Origin of the sequence: Shewanella sp. cp20, assembly GCF_000832025.1 — a bacterium.
Taxonomy (GTDB): Bacteria; Pseudomonadota; Gammaproteobacteria; order Enterobacterales; family Shewanellaceae; genus Shewanella.
On record NZ_JPII01000007.1, the window covers coordinates 178,130 to 203,239 of the forward strand.

A 25,110-nucleotide genomic window follows, 5' to 3' on the forward strand; every position below is an offset into this window, starting at 1 on the left:
GCTTATTTTTCGAACGCTATGTTGAATGTTGTCGATAAAAAGTGTTGCAGGGATGAATTGGTACACTTAGGTAATTATATCTTAAGTTAATTTCATGGAAGACGACGAATAGGAAATAGTTCTCAATTGCCTCCCATTGAACGTATCTCATTCTTTGCAATCATTTTAGGTTTTTTAAGGCTTTGGATAGTTAAATTGTAGTTGTCTCATTGCTATCTAGAAGCCTATTGTAGAGAGTCGAGATATCTATGAAATTATCCCAAGTTTTATCAAGTATTAATCAGGTTGAAAAATCTAAGTTTATTTCATGTTTAGATAAATTATGTACCAGTGCATTGCCAAATGATAAGCAATTAGCGAGATCAGTAAGCAAGATCGATGGACAGATAAAGAATGCTTCTGGCAGCGAAATCACTTCATTGTTTGCTTTGGTTTCTTGTATCTATAAAGAGTCTATTCAAGAACAAATTGCTATGTCAGATGCCCAAATTGGTCTTTTGATAAATATTCTTACTCGAGATGGAAATTGTATTGCTCGTATCTCATGGATTGAGCATTTGTATAATAAAGAGTGGAAGGATTTAAATGATTCTGCAATAGAGATCAGAAGTTTGATTGAACAAAGCAAAGACTCTGAAGATATGTGCAGGGGAAGACAGTTAGCCATTTATCATGATTGCTTTAGTGTTGCATTTCTTAATGATGAGAAAATCAATCGAGAGGCAAGAATTACTGATGATGAAAGAAGTATCTTAAATACATTGGCTGATCGTCTAGGGATATCTATGGATGAGGCTTCTGCAATAGAACATCTGATTAATCCCATACCTCAAAATAATGTATTAGAAGGGCTGAATTCTCTGAGGGAGATGGGGGTTTTATTTATCAATAGGAAACGCTCGGAAGTGTTAGTTGCGGATGAAGTCGTTGCTATTTTAAATGAGCTTCAGGGTAAAGAGTTGGCTAACAAACATACATTGAGAATACTTAGATCTCTGTCTGATGCAGAATTGTCAAATGTATTTAAACACTATAATAAGAAGATTAGAGGTGTTGAGCGTTATAAAAAAATTAGTGAAATAATTCATTCTAGAATCCCCATTAGAAATATCCTTCAACGAGATATATTTAATCCCGGTGAAGCCCTTAATCAAAGGAAGGATCGGTTAAAGTCGCTAATACATGACTTAGATCTTAATGTAGATAAAATTGGCGCTACGTTGGATGATAGAATCAATGTTATTGTATCTAAGTTAAATAATTCAACTAACCAAGAGTTCGAGTGCCTTAGTGCTGCAGGATTCAAAGAACTTTATGTAACACTACAAACTCATTTTCCTGATTTCGAATCTTTACTCAGAGCAGAGTTTGAACTGGAAGAGTCAGAGGATATTGATACAGAGAAGTTAAGGGCTTTAAGCATTACTCCTGTGGATATACTCTATTTGCTTAGCAATGAACAAGTAAAAGTAGTTAGAGACAAGATGTCGCTGTCTAAAAGAGGAAATCCAAGGCAGTTAATTTTGGAGTCTTTTGCTAATGCAAATGAAAAGTTGATAGAGAACTATCCTGCTCTGGCTAGAAGAGATTTAGCTGCCTTGAGAAAAGCTGCTATTGATATATCAGAGGCGGAAGTTGGTGTTAAGTTTGAGGAAATAACCAAGGAGATTTTTGAGAATTTGAATTTGGTTGTTGATGAAGATGTTAGAAAATCAATTAATACAGCTAAAGATAAAGCAGATATTGTTATATCTTTAAGTGATGATGATGTCATTATTGGTGAGGCTAAAACTTTTAAAAATGGTGATTTTGCAAAATATGCGACGACATCCAGACAGGTTAAGTCATACGTAAATCGCTGTGAAAACCAAGGGAAAAGAGTTGCTCAGGTATTGATTATTGCCCCTAGTTTTTCTCAGGATTTTGTTGAAAGTGCTGAAATGGATACCGAAATTAATATCTCACTATTGGAAGCTGAAGGATTGAAGATGATCTATGACGCTTACAGATCTCGCCGTAATCCTAAGTTTTCGGCAAAGTTGTTAACCAAAGGTGGCTTATTAAAGGCAGAGTTGATTGCAAAAAATATCTAGGTGTTGGATTTTTAATGCTGGATTGGTAATTTTTGTAAGTTGCAACTATTCATCTCAATGAGGGTTAAAGCTACAGCAATTCCCCATCGAAGTTGCCGAAATACGCAGATGAAAATGCCGTGTGCCCATCATGGATGATGGTCAAGGCTCGGGGGGACAGGAGTCCCATTCGAGTCGTTAGGCGATTTTTATTGGAGTATGAGGACAAACAACTTCGTCAGGGGCGGCAGGGGAGATGCAAGAGGGGGATTGCTGTTGATCCCCTTCTTGCTCGGGTGTGGGTTGAAGACCCACGACTTACCTCGGCCGCAAGGCCGTATGGATTCGTGAGGCCAAGTTTAACTGAAGCCTGACTTAAGCCTTGAATTTCTATAAGCTGTGTTCTGTCTGTTTTGCTGTAAGTGTTGAGTTGTCTCAATCTTATGCTGCAATTATAAGGATGTATTCACCTGTAAAGTGGTGACTAGTGGGTATAAATAAGGAGGTTTTATGGCTAAAGAACCAGAGAGTAAAAGACTGAATAGCGTTGGGCTAACTCTTTATATCGCTATGGCGAGTATTATCCTATCTGGGATGATATTTTCTAGTCTGTATCCCAGCTCGTTTTTGGGCATTATCACTCAAAGTCTCCTAAATTCGATAGTTTATGCTCTGGTTGTGGCTATTCCTTTTATTGTTCTTGAAAGGTTTTTAGCCCAAAAAGATATCCTGTTAGTTACCAATGACCAGGGTGACTGACCCCTTCAGAATAGGTTAGATGCTACAACAAGTCCCCATTGAAGTTGCCGGAGTGGATTGCAGAAAATCACGTGATTGAGGCATGGATGCCGAAATAGTCTCAGATGAGCCATGGATGGCGAATATGAGGCGATAGGGATTTTCAAAAAGACACGAAGGATTACAACTTCGTCTGGGGCGGCAGGGGAGATGCAAGAGGGGGATTGCTGTTGATCCCCTTCTTGGTCGGGTGTGGGTTGAAGACCCACGACTTACCTCGGCCGCAAGGCCGTATCCACCAAGCGGTGTGAAATGGAACCCCACGACTAACCTCGGCCGTAAGGCTGTATAGGCAAGCTAAGTGAAGACTGGCAGGCTTCGAGTGCTAGCCAAGCAAAGCTTGGCTCATCAAAGCGTAATAAGGTTTACGCAGTAACCCTCTCCACTAAATATCGTAATCCAACACCGGTGCCAACCACCGCTCGGTTTCCTCCACACTCATCCCCTTACGTTTGGCATAATCCTCCACCTGATCTTTACCTATGTTGGTCACGCCGAAGTAACGTGACTGCGGGTGGGCGAAGTACCAGCCGGAGACGGCGGCGGTGGGGAACATGGCGTAGCTCTCGGTGATCTTGAGATCTATGGTCTCGTCGGGCTTAAGCAGCTCCCACAGCAGGCCTTTCTCCGTGTGATCCGGGCAGGCGGGGTAGCCGGGAGCCGGGCGTATGCCCTTGTATTTCTCGCGGATCAGCGCCTCGTTATCCAGGTTCTCGTCGGCGGCGTAGCCCCAGAACTCCTTACGCACCCGTTCGTGCATCCGCTCGGCGAAGGCCTCGGCCAGACGGTCGGCCAGACACTTGAGCATGATGGCGCTGTAGTCGTCGTGGTTGGCTTCGAAGCGGGCCACATGCTCGTCGATGCCGTGGCCGGCGGTGACGGCGAAGCCGCCCATGTAGTCGGCGACGCCCGAGTCTTTCGGTGCGACGAAGTCGGCGAGACAGAAGTTGTCGTTGCCCACCCGCTCTATCTGCATCCGCAGATGGTGGGTGGTCATCTCGAGTTCGCTGCGTGATTCATCCTTGTAGATCTCGATATCATCGAAGTTGACCGTGTTGGCAGGGAAGAGGCCGATGACCGCCTTCGCCGTGAGCCACTTCTCATTGATTATGGTGTTGAGCATTGCCTTGGCATCTTGGTAGAGCTTGCGCGCCTCTTCGCCCACCACCTCGTCGTCGAGGATCTTGGGGAAGTGACCGTGCAGTTCCCAGCTACGGAAGAAGGGGGTCCAGTCGATGCGATCGACCAGGTCTTCCAGCGGGTAGTCATTAAACACCTGTCTGCCGAGCCGATTCGGCACGAAAGGCTTATGGCTCTGCCAGTCCTGCTGGCAGCGGTTCTCCCGCGCCGCCTCAATAGAGACTATCTGCTTGCGCTTGGCCTGTGAGTTACGCTTGTCGCGCATCTCCTGGTATTCGTCATAGGCGGCGTCTATGGTCGCCTGACGTGTGTCATCGTTGATCAGCTTGGCCACCATGGGCACGGCGCGTGAGGCGTCGGCGATATAGATGGCGCCCTCGGGTGCATGGGGGGCGATTTTCACCGCGGTGTGGATCTTAGAGCAGGTGGCGCCGCCTATGATGGAGGGGACATTCAACCCCGCCTTATGGAAAGCTTTCACATTGTGCACCATCTCATCCAGACTCGGGGTGATCAGCCCCGACATGCCGATGATATCGACATTTTCCGCCTTGGCGACCTCGATGATCTTCTCGACCGGCACCATGACGCCGAGATCCACCACCTCATAGCCGTTACAGGCCAGCACCACGCCGACGATGTTCTTGCCTATGTCGTGCACATCACCCTTTACCGTGACCATGAGGATCTTGCCGTTGGACTGGCCTTCGACCTTCTCGGCCTCGATGAAGGGGTTAAGATAGGCCACGGCCTTCTTCATCACCCGCGCGGATTTCACCACCTGGGGCAGGAACATCTTGCCCGAGCCAAACAGATCGCCCACCACGTTCATGCCGTCCATCAGCGGGCCCTCGATCACGTCCAACGGACGGCTGGCCTGCTGGCGTGCCTCTTCGGTGTCCTGGTCGATAAACTCTGTGATCCCCTTGACCAGCGCGTGCTCCAGACGCTTGTTGACCGGCCAGCTGCGCCACTCGAGATCTTCCTTCTTGGCGCCCGCCGCACCATCGCCACGATATTGCTCGGCGATCTCAAGCAGTTGTTCTGTGTTGTTTGAATCTTTAACTGGGCAGGGCAGGTTTTGCACCACTGCCTCCACCTTGGCCTTTAGCTCAGGGTCGATATCGTCATAGATCGCCAGCTGTCCGGCGTTGACTATGCCCATGTCCATTCCCGCCTGAATGGCGTGATAGAGGAACACGGCGTGGATCGCCTCACGTACCGGGTTGTTGCCGCGGAAGGAGAAGGAGACGTTAGACACGCCGCCTGAGATCATCGCATGGGGCAGGGTGCGCTTGATCTCGCGCGTGGCCTCGATGAAGTCCACCGCATAGTTGTCATGCTCGTCGATGCCGGTGGCGATGGCGAAGATGTTGGGGTCGAAGATAATATCTTCCGGCGGGAAGCCTACCTTATCCACCAATACCCTGTAGGCGCGGGTACAGATCTCTATCTTGCGCGCCTTGGTATCGGCCTGGCCGACTTCGTCGAAGGCCATGATGATGGCCGCGGCGCCGTAGCGCTTCACCAGGGTGGCCTGCTCGATAAACTTCTCTTCACCCTCCTTGAGGGAGATGGAGTTGACCACGCCCTTGCCCTGGATGCACTTGAGCCCGGCCTCGATCACCTCCCATTTGGAGGAGTCGATCATGATGGGCACCCGGCTGATGTCCGGCTCGGAGGCGATAAGGTTGAGGAACTTCTGCATCACCTCGACGCCATCGAGCATGCCTTCATCCATGTTGATGTCGATGATCTGGGCGCCGTTCTCCACCTGATCCCGGGCGACCGACAGGGCCTCTTCATATTCGCCCGTCTTGATAAGCCTGAGAAACTTGGCCGAGCCGGTGACATTGGTACGCTCACCCACGTTCACAAACAGGGAGTCGGCGTCTATGGTCAGTGGCTCAAGGCCCGACAGGCGACAGGCCACCGGCAGATTCGGCAATTGACGGGCGCTATGCTTGATGACGGCAGCGCGTATCGCCTTGATATGTTCCGGTGTAGTGCCACAGCAGCCGCCGATGATGTTGAGCAAGCCTTCCTGGGCCCAGGGGCCAATGACCTCGGCCATCTGCTCCGGCGTCTCGTCGTAGCCGCCAAACTCGTTGGGTAGGCCTGCGTTGGGGTGGGCCGACACATAACACTCGGCGATCTTCGACAGCTCCTCGACATAGGGGCGCAGCTCCTGTGGCCCCAGGGCGCAGTTGAGGCCGATAGACAGCGGCTTCACATGGCGCAGCGAGTTGTAGAAGGCTTCAGTGGTTTGCCCCGTTAGGGTACGGCCCGAGGCATCGGTAATGGTGCCCGAGATCATCACCGGCAGGCGCTGGCCCAGCTGGTCGAACAGGGTCTCGATGGCAAACAGCGCCGCCTTGGCGTTGAGGGTATCGAAGATGGTCTCCACCATGATGATGTCGGCGCCACCTTCGATAAGGGCCTGGGTCGATTCCAGGTAGGCCGCTACCAAGTCGTCGAAATAGATGTTGCGATAGCCAGGGTCGTTGACATCCGGGCTAATGGAACAGGTGCGGTTGGTGGGGCCGAGTACCCCGGCGACATACACCTCGCGGCCGGTCTCGGCGGCGACTTCATCGCAGGCGGCGCGGGCCAGACGGGCACCTTCGAGGTTGATCTCCTTCGACAGGTCCTGCATCTCATAGTCGGCCATGGCCACGCGGGTGGCGTTGAAGGTGTTGGTCTCTATGATATCGGCGCCGGCCAGCAGGTAATCCTTGTGGATCTGCTTGATCAGCTCGGGTTGGGTCAGTACCAGCAGGTCGTTGTTGCCCTTGAGATCGCAGGGCCACTGCTTGAAGCGCTCGCCGCGAAAGTCGGCCTCTTCGAGTTTGTGGTTCTGGATCATGGTGCCCATGGCGCCGTCGAGGATCAAAATTTCCTTATTGAGCCGCGCGCGGATCGCATCGTTAATCTGCCTTACGTTTCGAACGGGGGATTGGGTCGCCATAACTTTTACCTACTTCAACTGACCTGTGCCTAATCTGACTCTTCTTAAGGGCTCTGCCTGAGGGTCGACGTTTTATTTTACTTTTGGATGTATAAACGTATAGACGTCTATACTAATCGACTTATAATACTCAGGGCAAGTCAAAAGAGTATAGGGGAAGGTGCGAACAGGTCCCATGTGCTCTGCGCCGGCTTACAGACCTAGATGCAAGGCGTGGTTCGCAGCAAATGGCTCAAGTCCTTTGTAAGAAGCACAACATAGCAGATAGGCTTGTAAGCCACGCCCTTCGGGGCTTTCACAGCAACCGGCTCTCTGCGTTATCTGACTTGGACAGGCCCCGGCATGCCCTGCGTCAGACGCCTTGAACGCCAATTGCTGTGTAAGCCAGAGTACTATGACGACTTATTCGCAACTTCCCTAAGCTTAAATCTGGTTTTACTTCGAGGGAGACGGGGCGCTGGGTGTAAGGGTTAAGGCGCTGTGGTCTTATCCGAAAGCTTGATTATTTTGAAAGTTTTTCAATACCTTATTCATCTTTCATTGCCAAGCGAGTCTCCCTGGGCGTATGCTGATAACGACTCAACTTGAAAAGGTTTAATGCTGGGGTTATGACGCAAACGACACTCTATTTGATGCGCCACGGTGAATGCGAAGGCGGCAACCTGCTTCGCGGACACAGCGATCAACCGCTTACCGAGATAGGTTTCGCCCAGATGCAGCTGGCCTATGCCAAGCTGCCCGAGGCGGTAGACAGGGTGATCAGCTCGCCGCTGTCTCGCTGCCGGGTATTTGCCGAGCATCTGACCAGCAAGAATCAGGTCAAGGTGGCGCTGGACGCCGGATTGAAGGAGGTTTACTTCGGCCGCTGGGACGGTCAGCCGATTCCTGAGCTGCATGCAGACCATGGCGCCGAGCTCACCGCCTACTGGCAAGACCCTTGGGCCAATCCATTGCCCGAGGGCGAGCCCATGGCGGCGTTCGAACAGCGTGTCGACGAGGTGGTCGAGCAACTTGTGCACCAGCACAGCGGCGAGACGCTCTTGCTCATCACCCACGGTGGAGTGATTCGTCACCTGATGGCCAAGGCGCTCGGAGTCGAGCGCGCGGTGGGTTTCTATACCCGCTTGAGTCTGGATTACGCCAGCGTGGTCAAGGTAAGCCATTACCGCGATAAGACGGGAGAAAGTTTCTGGCGTCTGCACTGGCATGATGCCGAGTGAGTCCGGCCTTGTGTCGGCGGCAAAATTTAGCATAATAACCGGGCACAGGGACCGCCTGCGCCGGGAGTATGGTGTCGAGATCGCTAAGGCGAGAACTCGGACTTAATAGGGAATTGGGGAAGGCCGAGCGCCGCTAGCCCAAACTGTGCCCGCAACTGTGAGTGTGCCCGCCAACTGGTATTATCCTTTGGCCGCCACGAGTCAGGATACCTGCCTACTCTCTAACCACTATCTCAAGCGGGTGACTTGAGGGAAGCAAAAGATGAAGAATTCCTCGGGGCCGCAACAGGCCCAAGGGCGATGGCGCCTCGGCGTGAGTCGTTCGGAGGGCGTGTAGTTGAACGCCCGCACAGATCAAGATCCACTCCCCGCGCATGACCTTGGCGATGGCATAGGCGACGGCTTATATAATGGCTTAGACGCGAAGGTGGCGCTGTCGGTGCGCGACCTCGGCTGGTGCTGCGGCGAGCGCGCCATACTGTCCCAGGTGAACCTGGCGCTGCCCGAGGGCAAGATGCTGGGGATCATAGGCCCCAACGGCGCCGGTAAGTCCAGCCTGCTGCGTTGCCTCTATCGTTTTCTCACCCCGAGCCAGGGGGAGATCACTCTGTTTGGTCAGCCCATTGCCAGCCTGAGTGCCAGGGCCTTTGCCCGTGAGGTGGCCGTGGTGCTGCAGGATACGCCGCAACATTTCGATATGACAACGGCCCAGCTGGTGGCCCTCGGACTCACGCCTCACAAGCAGGCGTTCTCTCTGACGACCAAGGCTGACCGTCTAGCAGTGAGTCAGGCGCTGGAAACCGTAGGGCTTAAGGAGCGCGCCGGGCAGACCTATGCCTCCCTCTCCGGCGGCGAGAAGCAGCGGGCGCTTATCGCCCGCGCCATAGTGCAGCAGCCCAAGTTGCTGATCCTCGACGAACCCACCAACCACCTGGATATTCGTTATCAGATCCAGATCCTCGAGCTGCTCAAGACCTTGCGGATCACTGTGGTGATCTCGATTCACGACCTGAACCTCGCCAGCGCCCTGTGCGATCACCTGTTGCTGCTGGATCAGGGCCGGGCCGTGGCGCAGGGAAGCCCAAAGCAGGTGCTGAGCGAGGCGCAGATCGCCAAGGTGTTCGGCGTCTGCTGTCAGGTAGCGCCCCATCCTCAGCATGGTAACCCGCAGATCCACTATTTCTATGGCTATCACAACAGTCTGCCGGGTGCTCACCGAGATGACGAGCCTAGCGAGATAAAGGAGGCGACTCATGCTGAGCGCTAGTCTGAGTCAGGGCGGGCGATATGGCGCCTTGCAGCAACTGGCCTTCGTCTGTCTGGGGCTCTTGACCCTGGCGACCCCGGTGCTGGCGGTGAGTTTCGGCGCGGCGCAGATAGGCGTTGCCGAGGTGCTGGAGCTGCTGCTGGCCAAGCTGAGCGGCGCCGACCCCGGCGGCGTGACCGCGAGGATCATCATAGAGCTGCGTCTGCCACGCATCTTGCTGGCCTTTATCGCCGGGTTCGGCCTGGCCTTAGCGGGCGCCGTGTTACAGACGGTGACCCGCAACCCCTTAGCCGACCCCTATCTGTTTGGTATCTCCTCGGGCGCCTCGCTGGGAGCCGTGGTGGTGATCACCCTGCTGGGCGGCGCAACCGGTGCCCTGGCCAGCGTCGGCCTGCCGCTGGGGGCCTTCATCGGTGCCAGCCTGGCGGTGATGATGGTGCTGGCCCTGTGTGGGCGGGATCTGAACACTCAGATAGAGCGCATGCTGCTCTCTGGGGTGGCGATCTCCTTCCTGTTTGGGGCGCTTGCCAGTTTGATGCTCTATTTCTCCGGGCCGCAATCGGCCGCCTCTGTGCTGTTTTGGAGCCTGGGCAGTTTCGCCAAGGCCAGTTGGTCTATGCTCTGGTTGCCCTGGCTGGTGGTGCTTGGTGCCAGCGTCGTACTACTGCTGCTGAAGCGGCAGATCCTCGCCATACAGGCGGGAGACGAGACCGCCCATACCTTAGGGATCCGGGTGCAGCGCCTGCGGCTGATCAGCCTGCTGCTCTGCTCCCTGATCACCGCCGTGCTGGTGGCAAATTGTGGTGGCATAGGCTTTGTCGGCCTGATGGTGCCCCATATGGTGCGCCAGCTGCTACCGGGGCGCTTCGCGCTCATGCTCACGGCGCTGGTGGGTGGCCTGTTTATGATCTGGGTGGATGTGCTGGCCAGGTGTCTGCTGAGTTACCAGGAGCTGCCCGTGGGGATCATCACGGCTGTGATAGGTAGCCTCTTCTTCCTGTTTATTCTGGGTGGCAAGCGGCGACGTTAGCCCCTGATGCGAATATTGAGTGATGCGAAAGAACTAGGGTGAGTTGTATGTATGAGGGAGCTGTATGTTTGAAGTAGTCGAGGTAAGCAGAGAGTTCGATGCCAGGATACAGGCGCGCATCGACAGCAAGACTAAACCCCTGGGGGCCTTGGGAGAGCTGGAATCCCTGGCGATGACTATCGCCCGGGTGCTGGGCCCCGATAAGCCGCAGATCAGCGCGCCGACCCTACTGGTGTTTGCCGGCGATCATGGCATCGCCGCCTCGGGGGTCTCTATCGCCCCCAGCGAGGTGACCACTCAGATGGTGATGAACTTCCTGCAAGGCGGCGCGGCAATTAATCTCTTCTGTGCTCAGGCCGACGTCACCATGGAGGTGATCGACTGTGGCATCGCCCTTGAGATCACCGATCAACCGGCGCTCATCAATCAGCGGCTAGGGGCAGGCACAGGTGCTATCCATCGCGAGAGCGCCATGACCCTGGGCGCGGTCAAGCAGGGCTTTGCCATGGCTAAGGAGCGTGTTGCCCTGCACCATAGACGTGGCTGCAACCTGATCGCCTTTGGCGAGATGGGCATAGGCAACACCAGCTCGGCGGCGGCCATCATGGCGGCGCTGCTCGGGCGCGAGGCGGCCGAGTGTGTCGGCCGGGGCACAGGTATAGATGCTGCCACCCTGGCGCGCAAGCAGATGCTGGTGGAGCAGGCGCTGTTTCTGCACCGTGAGCAACTGGGCGATCCCTATGGGGTATTGGCCTGTCTGGGTGGGTTCGAGATAGTGCAGATGACAGGTGCCATCCTAGCAGCGGCCGAGCTGAAGATGCTGGTGCTGATTGACGGCTTTATTGCCACGGCGGCGGCCCTGGCGGCGGTGACGATAGCGCCTCAGGCAAGGGACTATATGATCTTCGCCCACGAGTCGGACGAGCGCGGCCATAGGCTGATGCTTGAGCACCTCAACGCCAGGCCGCTGCTCTCTCTGGGTATGCGTCTGGGCGAGGGGACCGGGGCGGCCTTGGCCGTGCCTCTGGTGCTGGCGGCGGCCAAGTTTTATAACGAGATGGCCTCCCTCGAAGACATGGGCATTTCGATTTAGCGGCAATAGCCATTTGAGGGTTAGCAATAAGGAAAGGCTTAGATGTTCGCCAGAGAGTTAAACCTGTTTTTTATCGCCATGGGCTTCTTTACCCGCATCCCCATGCCTGCATGGGTGGAGGTCGACAACGAGCGCCTCAATCAGGCCAGCCGCTACTTTGCCCTGGTAGGCGTGGTGGTGGGGGGGCTCTGTGCCCTGATCTATGGCCTGACCATACAGATACTGCCCAATAGTGTGGCCGTGCTGTTTGCCATGCTGACGGGGTTGCTGCTCACCGGCGGCTTTCATGAGGACGGCCTGGCCGATACCGCCGACGGTTTCGGCGGTGGCTGGCAGGTGCAGGATAAGCTCACCATAATGAAAGACTCGCGCATCGGCACCTATGGCGTGCTGGCGCTGGTGATGGGGTTGCTGCTGAAATTTGTATTACTGAGCGAGATAGCCCTGTTCGACGGCGACCTGGTGATCGCGGCGCTGGTGGTGGGTCACTGCCTGAGCCGCATGGTGGCGGCTTCCTTGATCTTCACCGAGACCTATGTTCGTGATGATAGCAGCAGTAAGAGCAAGCCACTGGCCCAGTCGCAGACGCTGAACGAGCTGGGGATCTTGCTGCTCACAGGTGTGCTGACCCTCTGGCTCAGCGGCATCGCCTCGGCGATCTCGCTCTGTCTGTTGTTACTGGTGGTCAGGCAGCTGTTGGTGCGTGGCTGTCGACGTCAGATCGGCGGCTATACCGGCGATGTCCTGGGCGCTGTGCAGCAGGTGAGTGAGCTGGTCTGCTACCTCTTCATCCTGGTGATCAGCCTATGATACACCTTGTGCTGGGCGGTGCCCGCAGCGGCAAGTCGCGCCATGGTGTGGCCCTGGTGGCCGACTATGTGGCCAAGGGGTATGAGTGTCTGTTTGTGGCGACCGCCCAGGGGCTGGATGAGGAGATGCAAGCGCGCATCGCCCGCCATCAGGATGAGCGCCGTTGGGACGGTCTTCCCTGGCAGACTCTGGAGTGTCCGCTAGACTTGAGTGCCTGCATCGACAATCACGCCAGGGAGAAGCGGGTGATCTTAGTCGATTGCCTCACCCTCTGGCTCAGCAATCAGCTATTGCAGGGGGACTGGCAACAGGCCAAGGCGGCGCTGCTACGCAGCTTGCAGAGTGCGCCGGGGAGCATAGTGCTGATCAGTAACGAGGTGGGCTGGGGCGTAGTGCCGGCCGACCCATTGAGTCGCCGCTTCGTCGACGAGGCGGGCTGGCTGCATCAGGCGATAGCCGAGCTGGCAGATAGTGTGGTGCTGGTGAGTGCAGGTCTGCCGCTGCATCTCAAGGGCGCGGCGTCAGCCTCCTAGGCAACTAAGCAGCTAAGCAGCTAGGCAACAAGGCAACTAAGCAGCTAAGCAACAAGGCAGCCAGGCAACCAGGTAACAAGATAGGATAAAACAGCGAATGTCAGTCGATAATACCAGCGCCCAGCGTGAGGCCAAGGCGAGTATCTTGATGGTGCAGGGCACCACCTCGGACGCGGGTAAGAGTACCCTGGTGGCGGGCCTGTGTCGCTACTTTGCCCGCGAGGGACGAAGGGTCGCCCCCTTCAAGCCGCAAAACATGGCGCTCAACAGCGCGGTCACCTCAGATGGCGGCGAGATAGGCCGCGCCCAGGCGCTGCAGGCCGAGGCCTGTTATCTGGCGCCCCATACCGATTTTAATCCCATTCTGCTCAAGCCAAATTCGGATACCAGCTCACAGGTGATAGTGCAGGGCAAGGCACTGTCGCACATGGATGGACAGGCCTATTTCGGCAAGGACAGTCAGGGCTATCGCACCAAGGCGATGGCGGCGGTGCTCGATTCGCTATCGCGCCTGCAGCGGCAATATGAGTTGGTGCTGGTGGAAGGGGCGGGCAGTCCGGCGGAGATCAACCTGCGCGAGGGGGATATCGCCAACATGGGCTTTGCCGAGGCGGTAGACTGCCCGGTGATACTGATCGCCGACATCGACAAGGGCGGGGTGTTCGCCCACATAGTCGGCACACTGGCGCTGCTGTCGGCATCTGAGCGGGCTAGGGTCAAGGGCGTGGTGATCAACCGTTTTCGCGGCGATATCGCTCTGCTGCAATCTGGCCTGGATTGGCTGGAGGCCGAGATAGACAAGCCTGTGCTCGGCGTCTTGCCCTACCTTAACGATCTGCATCTGGACGCCGAAGATGCCCTGGATGCACGCCAGGTGACCCAGGCGAATAGCCGTTTTCGGGTCTTGGTGCTGGTCTTGCCCCGCATCAGTAATCACACGGATTTCGATCCCCTCAGGTTGCATCCGGATGTTGACTTTCGCTATCAAAACATCAATGAGGCCTTCGATGGTCAGCCGATAGAAGCGGATCTCATCATCCTGCCCGGCAGCAAGAGCGTGCGTCAGGACCTGGCAACCCTGGTGGATAAGGGCTGGGATCGCGCCATTAAGCGCCATCTCAGGTATGGCGGCAAGTTAATCGGCATCTGCGGCGGTTATCAGATGCTGGGCCTGGCAATCGAAGACCCGCAAGGGGTCGAGGGCGAGGCGGGCGACAGCGACGGCCTCGGTCTGCTGCCCATAGTCACAGAGCTGACGCCCAATAAGCGGCTGGCCCAGGTGAGCGGCGGCCTCAGTCTGGCGGGCGGGAAGGCTGATGTCACTGGCTATGAGATCCATTGTGGTCGCTCCAGCCTGTTATCTAAGGCGACCAAGCCCCTCACCCTAGTGAGTGACGAGGGTAAGCATTTCACCGAGGGCTGTTTGTCGCAAGATGGGCAGATATTTGGCAGCTATTTGCATGGTCTGTTCGACAGCCCCGAGGCCTGTGCATTGCTGCTAGAGTGGGCCGGGCTATCGGCAGTGTCCACCATAGACCCGCAGGCCATCAAACAGGCACAGCTGGATCGCCTGGCCGATACCCTGGTCGAGCATCTGGATATGAGCAGGCTGGGCGCGATCCTCGCGAGTGGTAACTAAAGGGTTTTGAGACTAATGAGTAATGAAAGGAGTAAAGATGAGCGCGGATAACCAGGCGGCAAACGACAAGGCCGAACGTCATAAGGCGCGCCAGCAGAAGGTAAAAGAGGCGGTTGATGCCAAGATCGCCCAGGCCCAGACAGAGAAGGGCGTGCTGCTGGTAATGACGGGCAATGGCAAGGGCAAGACCACCGCCGGTTTTGGCAATATCACTCGCGCCGTGGGCCATGGAAAGAAGGCTGCCGTGGTGCAGTTTATCAAGGGCAACTGGCCCTGCGGTGAGCGCGCCGTGCTGGAGCAGGTAGGCGTCGAGTTTCATGTGATGGCTACTGGCTTCACCTGGGAGACCCAGGACAGAGAGGCCGACACCCTGGCGGCGCTGAGCGCCTGGGAGGCCGCCGAGACTTTGCTTAAAGACGACACCATAGACATAGTGCTGCTGGACGAGCTGACCTACATGGTGAGTTATCACTACCTGGAACTGGAAAGGGTGCTGGCGGCGCTGAAAAATCGCCCGCCCATGCAGCATGTGATCATCACTGGGCGAGCCTGTCACAGGGCGATTCTGGAGTTGGCGGATACCGTGAGTGAGGTGCAGCCGATTAAGCATGCATTTGAGGACGGCGTTAAAGCTCAGCTCGGCTTCGATTACTGATTTCTGCCTGTTTGCTCCTGTGGCGGTATTGTCTGCGCCGGTTCACCCAATCACATACTCATGTATGCTCATGGGCTGAGCCTGCTTGACGGCTTAGCCACAGAAGCAAACAGATTGAAATGAAGGATATAGGCTTCATTACGCAATTTGGATTTCTGCCTGTTTGCTCCTGTGGCGGTATTGTCTGCGCCGGTTCACCCAATCACATACTCGTGTATGCTCATGGGCTGAGCCAGCTTGACGGTTTGGCCACAGAAGCAAACAGATTGAAATGGGCGAGTGGATTTTCTTCGAGCTCACCACGGTGGCGTTATTGTCTTCATTTCTACTGCCAATCACATACTTATATATGCTCATGTCAGTAGAAAATCGACGGCTTAGCCACCGCGGCGATCTCTGTGAAAAATTGATTGGGATGGCGGGTTGAAATGTTTGATTGCGAACAAGTTATTGTTCTGTCAGCTTAATATGGAAAGGGAAAAGGAATCGATGAAGATAAGGGTTAAGCTGTGGCTAATGTTGGCCTTGTTGCTGTGTGTGCCTGGGCTTATGGCGGCGCCTGCGAAGCGGATCATCGCCTTGTCGCCCCATGGGGTGGAGATGCTATTTAGCATAGGGGCGGGTGACAGGGTGGTTGCGACTACAGATCACGCGGATTTTCCCGATGCGGCCAAGGCGATCCCGCGTATCGGCGGTTACTATGGCGTGCAGATAGAGCGAGTGATCGAGTTAGACCCTGATCTTATCGTCATCTGGGGTGGCGGCAATAAGCGTGAGGATATCGAGCGCCTGAGTCAGCTGGGTTACCCCATCTATGACAGCGACCCTAAGACGTTGGAGGCAGTGGCGGAGGATCTGCTGGCGCTGGGTAAGTTGACCGGCAAGGAGGTTGAGGCGCAGCGGGTTGCCGAGCAGTATCTGATTGGCCTTAAGACGCTGAGAGAGGAGTACCGCGCCAAGGCGCCGGTGAGCGTCTTCTACCAGCTCTGGTCAGTGCCTCTGATGACGGTTTCCAAGGGGAGCTGGATAGAGCAGATCATCGAGGTCTGTCATGGCGAGAATGTGTTTATCGATGCAGGTAACGAGTATCCCCAGGTGAGCCTGGAGGCGGTGCTGCTCAAGCGTCCTCAGGTGATTCTGCAGAGTCAGGATGAGGGCAATGTGCGTGGCATCGACTGGTCGGCCTGGCAGGAGATCCCGGCGGTGAAGCAGCATAATATCTATCAACTGGATGCCGACCTCTTGCATCGCGCCACGCCAAGGGCCATCTTAGGGGTTGAATCTCTGTGCCAAGCCCTGGATCGGGCGAGATAATTTTCGATATAAAATAAGGAGAACGTCGATGACTATGTTACTGGCCTGCCTACTCCTGGCCATGTTGCTACCCTACTTAGCCAAGGTGCCAGTGGCCATGGCGATGGCCAAACAGGGGGGCTATGACAACGCCTATCCCAGGACCCAGCAGGCGCAACTCACTGGCTTTGGTGCCCGGGCCTTGGCGGCCCACCAGAACGCCTTCGAGTCCCTGCTTATCTTCGCCGTGGCGGCGCTGACCGTGATAGCGCGGGACAAGGTGGACGATACAGTCGGCCTGTTGGCCCTGGTGCACGTGCTGGCCAGATTCGCCTACCACCTTCTCTATCTGCTGGACAAGAGCACGCTGCGCTCCCTCTCCTGGTTTGTGGCCGTTATCGCCGCCTTCGCCATCTTCGCCCGGGCGTTTTAAGCCTCTATAGGCTAGTCCCTTATCAGCCCTCTATTAGCATTAGCCCTCTAAACCGTCCTGTACAGGTGGTGAGAGGGCATTATTTAGGCCCTCGTTCTCTTTCACATCTCCCCATCTGTCCGCTTTTACTCATTTGCGGACACCCGGGGAAAATGACCGGACACTTTTGCGGGTGTCCGCGGACACTTTCATCGAGCGATGAACGGACGCTCTTAATTAACTTATTGATAATTAATAAATATAAAAGTTGGCACAGCAATTGTAATCCTAATGGGCAGAAATCGACTCGGTCGAGTAACGGACACTGTTAGGGATAAACAATGATTAAAGATACCAGCGCACAAGATAAGCAAGTTGCCCCCAGCCTGGGACGTCGTATCAAATGGCCTGTCACTATCGGCGCAGGCGTACTCCTGGTTTCTGGTCTGGTATGGGCCAGCGTCAGCGGCAGCAGCGTGAGCGAGTCTATCGACCGTAGTGAGCTGCGTTTTGCCACCCTTGAGCGTGGCACCCTAGTACGTGACATCGCCTCGACCGGCAAGATAGTCGCCGCCAACGCCCCCATCCTATACGCCCCCGAGAAGGGCACGGTTACCCTAATCGCCAACCCGGGTGACAAGGTGGAGCAGGGCCAGGTAGTGGCAACCATAGAGAGCCACAGCCTGACCAATAGCCTCAAGCAGCAACAGGCGCTGCTGGAAGGGATGCAGAGCAGCCTTGAGCGTGCCCGCCTCGATGCCCGCCGCGACCAACTCAAGGCGATACAGACCCTGGACATGGCCAAGGTGGATCTGGAGGCGGCGGATCGTGAGAGCCGTCGTGGCGACCAGCTGATCGAGTCCAGCCTGATCTCCAAGATAGATTATGAGAAGAGCAAGGATGAGCTACACAAGGCCAAGCTGCTCTTTGCCCACGCCCAGCAGGAAGCCGAGCTGATGAAAGACACCTTGAGCTTCGAGTTGAAGAACAAGGCCTCTGAGGTGGATCGCCAGGCACTGGTGGTTGCCGAGCTCGAACGTCAGGTGGCGGCGCTGAATATCACCGCGCCCGTCGGCGGCATCATAGGTAACTGGCTGACCGAGCAGAAGGCCCGCATCGGCCAGAGCCAGCCCATATTGACCGTTGTGGACCTGAGCGCCTTCGAGGCCGAACTGGCGGTGCCAGAGTCCTACGCCGACGAGCTGGGTCTGGGCATGGATGTCGAGCTGAACTTCGGCGGCCAACTGGTGATGGGCAAGCTGTCGGCCATCTCTCCCGAGGTGCGCAACCGTGAGGTGACCACCCGAGTGCGCTTCGCGCAGCAAGATTCGCTGCACCTGCGCCAGAACCAGCGCCTGTCGGCCCGCGTCCTGCTGGAAAACCGCCCCGATGTGCTCATGGTTAAGCGTGGCCCCTTCGTCAACAGTGGTGGCGGCACTTTGGTCTATGCGGTCAAGGGCGATCTGGCCGAGCGCACCGAGATCCAGCTGGGTGCCGCAGCATGAGCCACATAGAGGTGGTCTCGGGCGGCGAGGTGGGTGAGCAGTGGATCATCTCCTCCACCGACGCCTTTAAGAACGCCGCGCAAGTATTGATACGCTAAGGAGCGAAGCGATGAAGTCCCTGATAACGAGCCTTAATCCGCAGCGAGTGGTCGCAAGCCTGGCCCTATTACTCCTGCTGGTGGCGACTCAGGTCTATACCCAGAATGCCTCAGACTGGTTTCTGCTTGGGCTCAACATTATCGAAGCGACAGGCATGCATGGGCAGGCCGTCGATAGCAACCAACTTCCCGACGTCGCCAGAGTTGGCGGTGATTTAACTCAATGGTTATTGGCTCGATTGTCTTAGTTGTAGGTATAGGCGAAATAACAAACTGAATAACGCGATACAAGAAACAAAGGAAACAACCCATGTTAACGATGAAAAATATCAACAAGGTGTTTAAAACGGATTTGGTGGAAACCCATGCGTTACGGGATTTCAATCTCGAGGTGAAAGAAGGCGAGTTTGTCGCCGTCACCGGGCCGTCTGGTTCGGGAAAGACCACCTTTCTCAACATTGCCGGCCTGCTAGAGGGCTTTACCAACGGCGAATATCATCTGGACGATGTCAACATCTCCAACCTGAGCGACAACAAGGCGGCTGCCATTCGCAACGAGAAGATAGGCTTTATCTTTCAGGGCTTTAATCTTATCCCCGATCTTAACCTGGCGGAGAATGTCGAGGTGCCACTGCGCTACCGCGGCTTCAGCGGCAAGGAGCGTCAGCGCCGGGTGAAGGCCGCGCTGGAGCAGGTAGGCCTGGGCGCGCGTATGAAGCATCTGCCATCACAACTTTCCGGTGGTCAGCAGCAGCGTGTGGCGATTGCCCGCGCCCTGGCTGGCGAACCAAGATTTCTCCTCGCCGACGAGCCAACAGGTAATTTGGACAGCCTGATGGCTCGTCAGGTGATGGAGCTTTTAGAAGAGATCAACAAGGCGGGCACCACCATCATCATGGTGACCCATGATCCCGAGCTGGCGCGCCGCGCCCAGCGCAATATTCAGATCGTCGACGGTCAGGTGTGTGACTTCACCCTGTACCAGGGCGGCCAGTCGCACCTGGTCGATACGGCCGAAAAAGTGGCCAGCTAAGGAGAGTGAGCATGTTTCTATACTATGTCGATCTGGCCTGGCGCAGCATCCGCAAGACGCCGATTCTGTCACTGCTCATGGTGCTGGCCATCTCTGTGGGGATAGGCATCACCATCACTACGCTCAATGTCTACTCTATGATGGCCTATAACCCTGCCGGTGAGCGCTCGGAGCAGCTCAATGCCATTCAGCTCTGGTCGCAGGGGCCGGACACCTGGGATGACTTTCATCGTCTGATCACCTACCAGGATGCAATGAACCTGCGTAAGGGCAATGTGGCCAAGGCCCAGGTGGCCATGTTCCGTAGCGGCATGGCGGTGCAGACAGACAACCCAGAGGTACTGCCCAGACTGCAAGGCATCAGGGTGACCGACGGCGATTTCTTCAAGATGTTTGAGGTGCCCTTCATCTATGGTAATCGCTGGGACAAGGCGGTGGACCTAGATCCTGCCTATCAGGCGGTGATTGGCGAGAAGCTCAACCAGAAGTTGTTTGGCGGCGAGAATAGCGTCGGCAAGACCATCTACCTCAACCGCAAGCCCTATCAGGTGGTGGGGGTGATCGGCGACTGGAATCCTCAGCCTAAGTATTACGATCCGACCAGTGGCGCCTTCGCCAAATCGGAGCAGATCTATATTCCCTTTTCGCTGTCGGCAACCGAGGAATTTAGCGTCTGGGGTAACTCCTCAGGTTGGAAACATGAGCCGATGAACAACTATCAGGACAGGTTGAATTCGGAGAAGGTGTGGCTGGAGTTTTGGACCTATCTGCCGAGCGCCGAAGATCGCGCGGCCTATAAGAACTACTTGGCCAACTATGTCGAGCAGCAGAAGGAGCTGGGTCGTTTCACCGATAACAAGTCACCTGTCGACTCTATGCTCATGTCAGATGTTGACGGCTGGTTGGAGCGCAGCCATGTGGTACCGGAAGATAACAAGATTCTGGTGGGACTGAGCGCCCTGTTCCTCAGCGTCTGCCTGGTGAATATCCTCGGCCTGATGCTGACCAAGTTTCTTAAGCGTGCGCCGGAGGTGGGTGTCAGACGCGCCATCGGCGCCAGCCGGGCACAGATCTTCTCTCAGTACATGGTAGAAGTGGGCGTCATCGGCCTGTTTGGTGGCCTGGTAGGACTCTTATGGGCCTGGGGCGCCCTCTATGCCCTGTCGGCACGCTTCGGCGTCGCCGAGGGACTGACCCATCTCTCCATGAGCATGTGGTTGATCACCCCTAGTATCGCAGTAGGCACCGCACTGCTGGCCGGACTCTATCCTGCCTGGGTAGTGTGCCGCACTAAACCAAGCGTCTATTTGAAGAGCCAATAAGGGATTGAAAATGCTTAATATTAAACCAATTTTTAGCAGTTTACTCCGCAGTAAGAGTGGCCCGGTATTGCTGCTGGTACAGATAGTTTTGTCGGTGGCCATAGTCGCCAACGCCAGCTTCATCATCCATGAGCGTCTTGAGATGATGCAGCGTGACTCTGGCATCGCCGAAGAGGAGGTGTTGACCTTTAGTGTGTTTAACTTCGACCCCAGCATAGATGGCGAACAGCAGAATAAGATCGATCAGCAGATCCTGCGCGCTTTGCCAAACGTGCAGGCGGCCACCTCCACTAACATGTTGCCCCTGAGCGGCAGTGGTTGGTCGAGCACCCTCAACCTGGGGCCTGATCCTGAGACGGCCAAGTCGACGCCACAGTTTGCCATGTACCTGGGCACAGAGCATACGGTTAAGACGCTTGGGCTCAAGCTTATCGAGGGGCGTAACTTTTACGCCGATGAGATCAACACGAGCGTCAACGATCCCGGTAAGCTGGCGATCATCTCCAAGGCATTTGGTGAGGCGGTATGGCCGGGTGAGTCGGCCATCGGCAAGTTGCTCTATGTCGATGATGAGCAGCTTGAGGTGATAGGCGTGGTGGAGAAGTTTCAGGGGGCCTGGGTCGACAGCGACGATCTGGAATACAGTGTGATCCACAACGTCGACTTTGCCGGTTACAGCTATATGGTGCGCGCCGCGGCCAGCCAACATGAGGCGCTGCAGGATGCCATCGTTAAGGCGCTGATGAAGGAGAATCCTAACCGGGTGATCGACGACTTCCAGTCTGTCGCCGAAGTGAAGAAGCGCTCCTACAGTGACCATGAGCTGATGATAACCGTGCTCTCCATGATGGTGGTCTTGCTGCTGTTGATCACGAGTCTGGGGCTGACAGGTATGGTGATGTTCAACATCCAGCGTCGCACCAAGCAGATAGGTACCCGCCGCGCGCTAGGCGCTACCAAGGGGGATATCCTTCGCCTCTTCTTGGTGGAGAACTACCTCATCTGTATCTCGGGCGGGGTGTTAGGTGCCTGTCTGGCGGTACTGCTTGGACAACAGCTGATGAAGTACTATGACCTGCCGCAGCTCAACCTCTTCTATCCGGTCGTGACGGTAGTGGGTATGATGCTGGTGACCACCATTGCCGTGGTATTGCCGGCGCGCAAGGCGGCCAACATCTCGCCGGCCATGGCGACCCGCAGCGTCTAGCCTGGTCTTTAACTCAGGGCGCTAACTCAGGGCGCTAAACAAGAGACACCGAAAGCGTTTGCCCTTTTCATCGGCAGCGCTTTCGGTTAGTTTGTTGTTTTTATGTGAAAATAAGAATATATGGATACGATTCTCATCGTCGACGACAATCAGGCTGTATGCAGTGCATTGTCTTTGATGCTCGAACTCAATGGATTTAAGACCCTAAGTTGTTTCTCTCCCGAAGAGGCGCTGCGCCTGGTGGCGGAGCAGGAGATCGCCCTGGTGATCCAGGACATGAACTTCACTCAGGACACCACCTCGGGCGAGGAGGGCAAGCGCCTGTTCTACGATATCCGCGCCAGTCAGCCGCAATTGCCTATCATACTCCTGACCGCCTGGACTCAGTTGGAACTGGCGGTAGAGCTGGTTAAAGAGGGCGCCGCCGATTACATGGGCAAGCCCTGGGACGATGATAAGCTGCTCAACAGCGTCAATAACCTGATCTCCCTGCACGCCCTGTCGCGGCAAAACTCTCAGCTGGCCCGCTCCGAGCACCAGCGGATGTCCGCGATCAAAGATGCCGATCTCTGCGGCATCGTCTTCGGTAGTGGCGCCATGCAGCGCTGCATCGATCTGGCGTTACAGATCGCCAAGTCCGATGTCTCTGTGTTGATCACTGGGCCAAACGGTGCCGGTAAGGACAAGCTGGCAGACATACTGCACGCCAACTCGCCCCTCAAGCATAAGCCCTTCATCAAGGTGAATATTGGCGCCCTGCCCATGGAGCTGCTGGAGGCCGAGCTGTTTGGCGCCGAGGCCGGCGCCTTTACCGGTGCCAACAAGGCACGTATCGGTCGCTTCGAGGCGGCCGACGGTGGCACCCTGTTTCTCGACGAGATAGGTAACCTGCCGCTGTCGGGTCAGGTGAAGCTGCTGCGGGTGTTGCAGACCGGCGAGTTCGAGCGCTTGGGCAGCCATCAGACCCGTAAGGTTAAGGTGCGGGTGATCAGCGCCACCAACGCTGATTTGGCCGAGGATATCGCCAGCGGCCGTTTTCGTGAGGATCTCTTCTACCGTCTCAATGTGATCGAGCTGGCGCTACCGCCCCTGAATCAACGCCAGGACGATATTCTGCCCCTGGTGAATCACTTCATCGGTCAGGACTTTAGCCTGAGCAAACCCACCCAGGAGGCGCTGGTGAGCTATCCCTGGCCCGGCAATGTGCGCGAGCTGGAGAATGCCTGTAAGCGGGCGGTCATTCTGGCCGCCAGCCCGACGCTGACCATGGCCGACTTTGGTTTAAAGCCTGTGAGCGGCTCAAAACCTGTGAGCGGCGCGTCAGCCACCGCCTCTGAGTCCACGCCGAGTTCGGTCACTGCGCAGCAGGCTAATGCTCAGCAATCGGCTCAGCAATCGGCTCTGCAATCCGCTCAGCAGCAGCCTCTGCAACAGGGCGGGGGGGCGCAAGTCTCGACTCCCACCGAGTCCCAGCCTGAAGTTAACAGGCCTCAAGCCTACGAGCCCACCGGGGCCGATATCGAGCTGGCCCTGGCGGAGCATAACGGGGTGATCGCCCGGGTGGCCAAGTCCCTGGGGCTGAGTCGTCAGGCGCTCTATCGCCGCATGGAAAAATTTGGGATAGAGAAATAATGCCTGCGCTGCGCACTAAACTCATTTGGGGCAATGTGATTGCCAGCCAACTGGCGATCGGCCTGTTTGTCCTGCTGCTCAATTGGCTGGCGCCCGAGCTGTACCACAAGGTCGCGCCTGAGCTGCTGGCGGCCTGCTTCCTATTGTCTGGCGGGCTGGCCTGGCTATTAAGCCGCTGGCTGACCCGCGGGCTATCCACCAGTCTTAAGGCGCTGGAGGTGGGGCTACTCAACATCAAGGACAATGATTTCAGCGTCAACATCCCTGTGAGCGGCGACAGTCAGCTCAAGGCGCTGGCCAGCCTGTTTAACGAGTCGGCTGCGGTGCTGCGCCGCGAGCGCCAGTATATCTATCAGCGTGAGTTGCTGCTGGACAAGGTGATTCAAAGCTCGCCCAATGTGATGGTGTTGCTCGATGACCGTCAGCGGATCATCTACGCCAACGACGCTGCCCGCCACCTGTTTGCCAAGGGGGCAAGGATAGAGGGCAGCATGCTAGATGAGCTGCTCGATGGTGTCAGCGAGGAGCTGGCCGGCGCGGTCAACAATCCCAAGGGCGGCCTGTTTACCCTGGCAAGTGTGGAGGAGGGCGGCGAAGATGAGACCTGGCATCTCTCCCGTGGCCGCTTCCTGCTCAACGGCCAGTATCATCACCTGATCCTGCTCAAGCAGATGACCCGTGAGCTGAACCGTCAGGAGGTGGCGGTGTGGAAGAAGGTGATCCGCATCATCAGCCACGAGCTCAACAATTCGGTGGCGCCCATCGCCTCCATGGTGAACTCAGGACGCAAGCTGACCGAGCCGCTGGATGATCCTAAACTCAAGCTGATCTTCGATACCATAGAGGATAGGACCAGCCATTTGAGCCAGTTTATCTTCAACTATGCCCGCTTCGCCAAGCTGCCGCTGCCGAAGAAGAGTGAGGTGGATTGGCATAAGCTGGTTGCCCAGTTGGCGGAGCATTTCAGCTTCAGCTTGGTGGGGGAGCTGCCCCAGGGCTGTGGCTATTTCGACCTGATTCAGCTGGAGCAGGTGCTGCTTAATCTGCTTAAGAACGCCCATGAGTCGGGATCGCCGGCAGAGGCGATCAGCCTCAGCGTCAGGGCCCAGCGCCTGAGTGATGGCAGTGACGGGGTGAGTATCGAGATCTGTGATGGCGGCAGCGGCATGTCCCCCGAGGTGCTGACCCAGGCGCTATTGCCATTCTATTCCACTAAGCAATCGGGAACGGGTCTTGGCCTGCCTCTGTGCAGGGAGATCATCGAGGCCCACGATGGCCGTATCAGCCTGCATAACCGTGAACTCAAGGGGCTGACGGTGCGCATCTGGCTGCCTGATGATGCCGCCCAGCCGATGGAGCAGGCAAGCGCCTAAGGCTTTTGCT

General features: G+C 55.9%; 19 protein-coding genes, 1 pseudogene and 1 riboswitch. Of the genes and pseudogenes, 19 read left to right on the plus strand and 1 reads right to left on the minus strand.

The genetic code is table 11. The features are described from left to right. Window positions 1-248 precede the first annotated feature (248 nt). The gene (locus DB48_RS01125) at window positions 249-2,093 is read left to right on the plus strand and encodes a hypothetical protein (RefSeq protein WP_041508491.1); all 1,845 of its coding nucleotides are present in this window, start codon (window positions 249-251) and stop codon (window positions 2,091-2,093) included. A gap of 489 nt (window positions 2,094-2,582) precedes the next feature. After that, window positions 2,583-2,831, plus strand: coding sequence for a hypothetical protein (locus DB48_RS01130; protein WP_041508492.1), 249 nt, complete (start codon window positions 2,583-2,585; stop codon window positions 2,829-2,831). 424 nt (window positions 2,832-3,255) lie between these two features. On the opposite strand, the gene metH is transcribed toward DB48_RS01130, so the two are convergent. After that, on the minus strand, window positions 3,256-6,978 hold the full coding sequence (gene metH / locus DB48_RS01135; RefSeq protein WP_041508493.1) for a methionine synthase: 3,723 nt from the start codon (window positions 6,976-6,978) through the stop codon (window positions 3,256-3,258). A 608-nt stretch (window positions 6,979-7,586) separates the two neighbouring features. Between metH and DB48_RS01140 the strand changes: the two genes are divergently transcribed. From DB48_RS01140 to DB48_RS01220, 17 genes and pseudogenes are all read left to right on the plus strand, one after another. Then, window positions 7,587-8,198, plus strand: a complete 612-nt coding sequence (locus DB48_RS01140; RefSeq protein WP_041508494.1) for a histidine phosphatase family protein — start codon at window positions 7,587-7,589, stop codon at window positions 8,196-8,198. 51 nt (window positions 8,199-8,249) lie between these two features. Beyond that, window positions 8,250-8,430, plus strand: a riboswitch (cobalamin riboswitch). 159 nt (window positions 8,431-8,589) lie between these two features. Continuing rightward, on the plus strand, window positions 8,590-9,465 hold the full coding sequence (locus DB48_RS01145; protein ID WP_052813614.1) for an ABC transporter ATP-binding protein: 876 nt from the start codon (window positions 8,590-8,592) through the stop codon (window positions 9,463-9,465). Further along, window positions 9,452-10,495 (plus strand): FecCD family ABC transporter permease, encoded by a 1,044-nt coding sequence (locus DB48_RS01150; RefSeq protein ID WP_052813596.1) that lies wholly within the window; start codon window positions 9,452-9,454, stop codon window positions 10,493-10,495. The genes DB48_RS01145 and DB48_RS01150 overlap by 14 nt, the downstream gene beginning before the upstream one ends. 64 nt (window positions 10,496-10,559) lie before the next feature. Next, complete coding sequence (cobT, locus tag DB48_RS01155) at window positions 10,560-11,588, plus strand: nicotinate-nucleotide--dimethylbenzimidazole phosphoribosyltransferase (RefSeq protein WP_041508495.1); 1,029 nt, start codon at window positions 10,560-10,562, stop codon at window positions 11,586-11,588. A gap of 42 nt (window positions 11,589-11,630) precedes the next feature. Further along, window positions 11,631-12,398: an adenosylcobinamide-GDP ribazoletransferase gene (locus DB48_RS01160; RefSeq protein ID WP_041508496.1), complete on the plus strand. Its 768-nt coding sequence runs from the start codon at window positions 11,631-11,633 to the stop codon at window positions 12,396-12,398. Beyond that, the gene (cobU, locus tag DB48_RS01165) at window positions 12,395-12,931 is read left to right on the plus strand and encodes a bifunctional adenosylcobinamide kinase/adenosylcobinamide-phosphate guanylyltransferase (protein ID WP_041508497.1); all 537 of its coding nucleotides are present in this window, start codon (window positions 12,395-12,397) and stop codon (window positions 12,929-12,931) included. The genes DB48_RS01160 and cobU overlap by 4 nt, the downstream gene beginning before the upstream one ends. 97 nt (window positions 12,932-13,028) lie before the next feature. Next, window positions 13,029-14,570: a cobyric acid synthase gene (locus DB48_RS01170; RefSeq protein WP_041508498.1), complete on the plus strand. Its 1,542-nt coding sequence runs from the start codon at window positions 13,029-13,031 to the stop codon at window positions 14,568-14,570. 37 nt (window positions 14,571-14,607) lie between these two features. After that, window positions 14,608-15,225 (plus strand): cob(I)yrinic acid a,c-diamide adenosyltransferase, encoded by a 618-nt coding sequence (gene cobO, locus DB48_RS01175; RefSeq protein ID WP_041508499.1) that lies wholly within the window; start codon window positions 14,608-14,610, stop codon window positions 15,223-15,225. Window positions 15,226-15,714: 489 nt separating this feature from the next. Beyond that, a complete protein-coding gene (locus DB48_RS01180; RefSeq protein ID WP_041508500.1) occupies window positions 15,715-16,539 on the plus strand; it encodes a cobalamin-binding protein in 825 nt (274 codons plus the stop codon). 28 nt (window positions 16,540-16,567) lie between these two features. Then, window positions 16,568-16,951, plus strand: a complete 384-nt coding sequence (locus DB48_RS01185) for an MAPEG family protein (protein ID WP_041508501.1) — start codon at window positions 16,568-16,570, stop codon at window positions 16,949-16,951. Between the two features lie 320 nt (window positions 16,952-17,271). Next, a pseudogene (locus tag DB48_RS01190) lies at window positions 17,272-18,533 on the plus strand (efflux RND transporter periplasmic adaptor subunit). Between the two features lie 11 nt (window positions 18,534-18,544). Continuing rightward, window positions 18,545-18,781: a hypothetical protein gene (locus DB48_RS01195; protein ID WP_041508502.1), complete on the plus strand. Its 237-nt coding sequence runs from the start codon at window positions 18,545-18,547 to the stop codon at window positions 18,779-18,781. Window positions 18,782-18,843: 62 nt separating this feature from the next. After that, the gene (locus DB48_RS01200; protein ID WP_041508503.1) at window positions 18,844-19,566 is read left to right on the plus strand and encodes an ABC transporter ATP-binding protein; all 723 of its coding nucleotides are present in this window, start codon (window positions 18,844-18,846) and stop codon (window positions 19,564-19,566) included. An 11-nt stretch (window positions 19,567-19,577) separates the two neighbouring features. Then, window positions 19,578-20,888 carry an ABC transporter permease gene (locus DB48_RS01205; protein ID WP_041508504.1) on the plus strand — a complete coding sequence of 437 codons (1,311 nt, stop codon included), beginning with the start codon at window positions 19,578-19,580 and terminating at the stop codon, window positions 20,886-20,888. Between the two features lie 10 nt (window positions 20,889-20,898). Continuing rightward, window positions 20,899-22,095, plus strand: a complete 1,197-nt coding sequence (locus DB48_RS01210; protein WP_041508505.1) for an FtsX-like permease family protein — start codon at window positions 20,899-20,901, stop codon at window positions 22,093-22,095. A 120-nt stretch (window positions 22,096-22,215) separates the two neighbouring features. Next, window positions 22,216-23,727 carry a sigma-54-dependent transcriptional regulator gene (locus DB48_RS01215; protein ID WP_041508506.1) on the plus strand — a complete coding sequence of 504 codons (1,512 nt, stop codon included), beginning with the start codon at window positions 22,216-22,218 and terminating at the stop codon, window positions 23,725-23,727. Then, entirely contained in the window at window positions 23,727-25,100 is a 1,374-nt protein-coding gene (locus tag DB48_RS01220; RefSeq protein ID WP_041508507.1) for a sensor histidine kinase, read from the plus strand. Before DB48_RS01215 ends, DB48_RS01220 begins: the two co-directional genes overlap by 1 nt. Window positions 25,101-25,110: the final 10 nt, after the last annotated feature.

Excerpts from the sequence above, each read along its gene's own strand:
- DB48_RS01125 (WP_041508491.1), top strand. The coding sequence starts at position 249 with ATGAAATTATCCCAAGTTTTATCAAGTATTAATCAGGTTGAAAAATCT.
- DB48_RS01130 (WP_041508492.1), top strand. The coding sequence starts at position 2,583 with ATGGCTAAAGAACCAGAGAGTAAAAGACTGAATAGCGTTGGGCTAACT.
- metH (WP_041508493.1), bottom strand. The coding sequence starts at position 6,978 with ATGGCGACCCAATCCCCCGTTCGAAACGTAAGGCAGATTAACGATGCG.
- DB48_RS01140 (WP_041508494.1), top strand. The coding sequence starts at position 7,587 with ATGACGCAAACGACACTCTATTTGATGCGCCACGGTGAATGCGAAGGC.
- DB48_RS01150 (WP_052813596.1), top strand. The coding sequence starts at position 9,452 with ATGCTGAGCGCTAGTCTGAGTCAGGGCGGGCGATATGGCGCCTTGCAG.
- cobT (WP_041508495.1), top strand. The coding sequence starts at position 10,560 with ATGTTTGAAGTAGTCGAGGTAAGCAGAGAGTTCGATGCCAGGATACAG.
- DB48_RS01160 (WP_041508496.1), top strand. The coding sequence starts at position 11,631 with ATGTTCGCCAGAGAGTTAAACCTGTTTTTTATCGCCATGGGCTTCTTT.
- cobU (WP_041508497.1), top strand. The coding sequence starts at position 12,395 with ATGATACACCTTGTGCTGGGCGGTGCCCGCAGCGGCAAGTCGCGCCAT.
- DB48_RS01170 (WP_041508498.1), top strand. The coding sequence starts at position 13,029 with ATGTCAGTCGATAATACCAGCGCCCAGCGTGAGGCCAAGGCGAGTATC.
- cobO (WP_041508499.1), top strand. The coding sequence starts at position 14,608 with ATGAGCGCGGATAACCAGGCGGCAAACGACAAGGCCGAACGTCATAAG.
- DB48_RS01180 (WP_041508500.1), top strand. The coding sequence starts at position 15,715 with ATGAAGATAAGGGTTAAGCTGTGGCTAATGTTGGCCTTGTTGCTGTGT.
- DB48_RS01185 (WP_041508501.1), top strand. The coding sequence starts at position 16,568 with ATGACTATGTTACTGGCCTGCCTACTCCTGGCCATGTTGCTACCCTAC.
- DB48_RS01195 (WP_041508502.1), top strand. The coding sequence starts at position 18,545 with ATGAAGTCCCTGATAACGAGCCTTAATCCGCAGCGAGTGGTCGCAAGC.
- DB48_RS01200 (WP_041508503.1), top strand. The coding sequence starts at position 18,844 with ATGTTAACGATGAAAAATATCAACAAGGTGTTTAAAACGGATTTGGTG.
- DB48_RS01205 (WP_041508504.1), top strand. The coding sequence starts at position 19,578 with ATGTTTCTATACTATGTCGATCTGGCCTGGCGCAGCATCCGCAAGACG.
- DB48_RS01210 (WP_041508505.1), top strand. The coding sequence starts at position 20,899 with ATGCTTAATATTAAACCAATTTTTAGCAGTTTACTCCGCAGTAAGAGT.
- DB48_RS01215 (WP_041508506.1), top strand. The coding sequence starts at position 22,216 with ATGGATACGATTCTCATCGTCGACGACAATCAGGCTGTATGCAGTGCA.
- DB48_RS01220 (WP_041508507.1), top strand. The coding sequence starts at position 23,727 with ATGCCTGCGCTGCGCACTAAACTCATTTGGGGCAATGTGATTGCCAGC.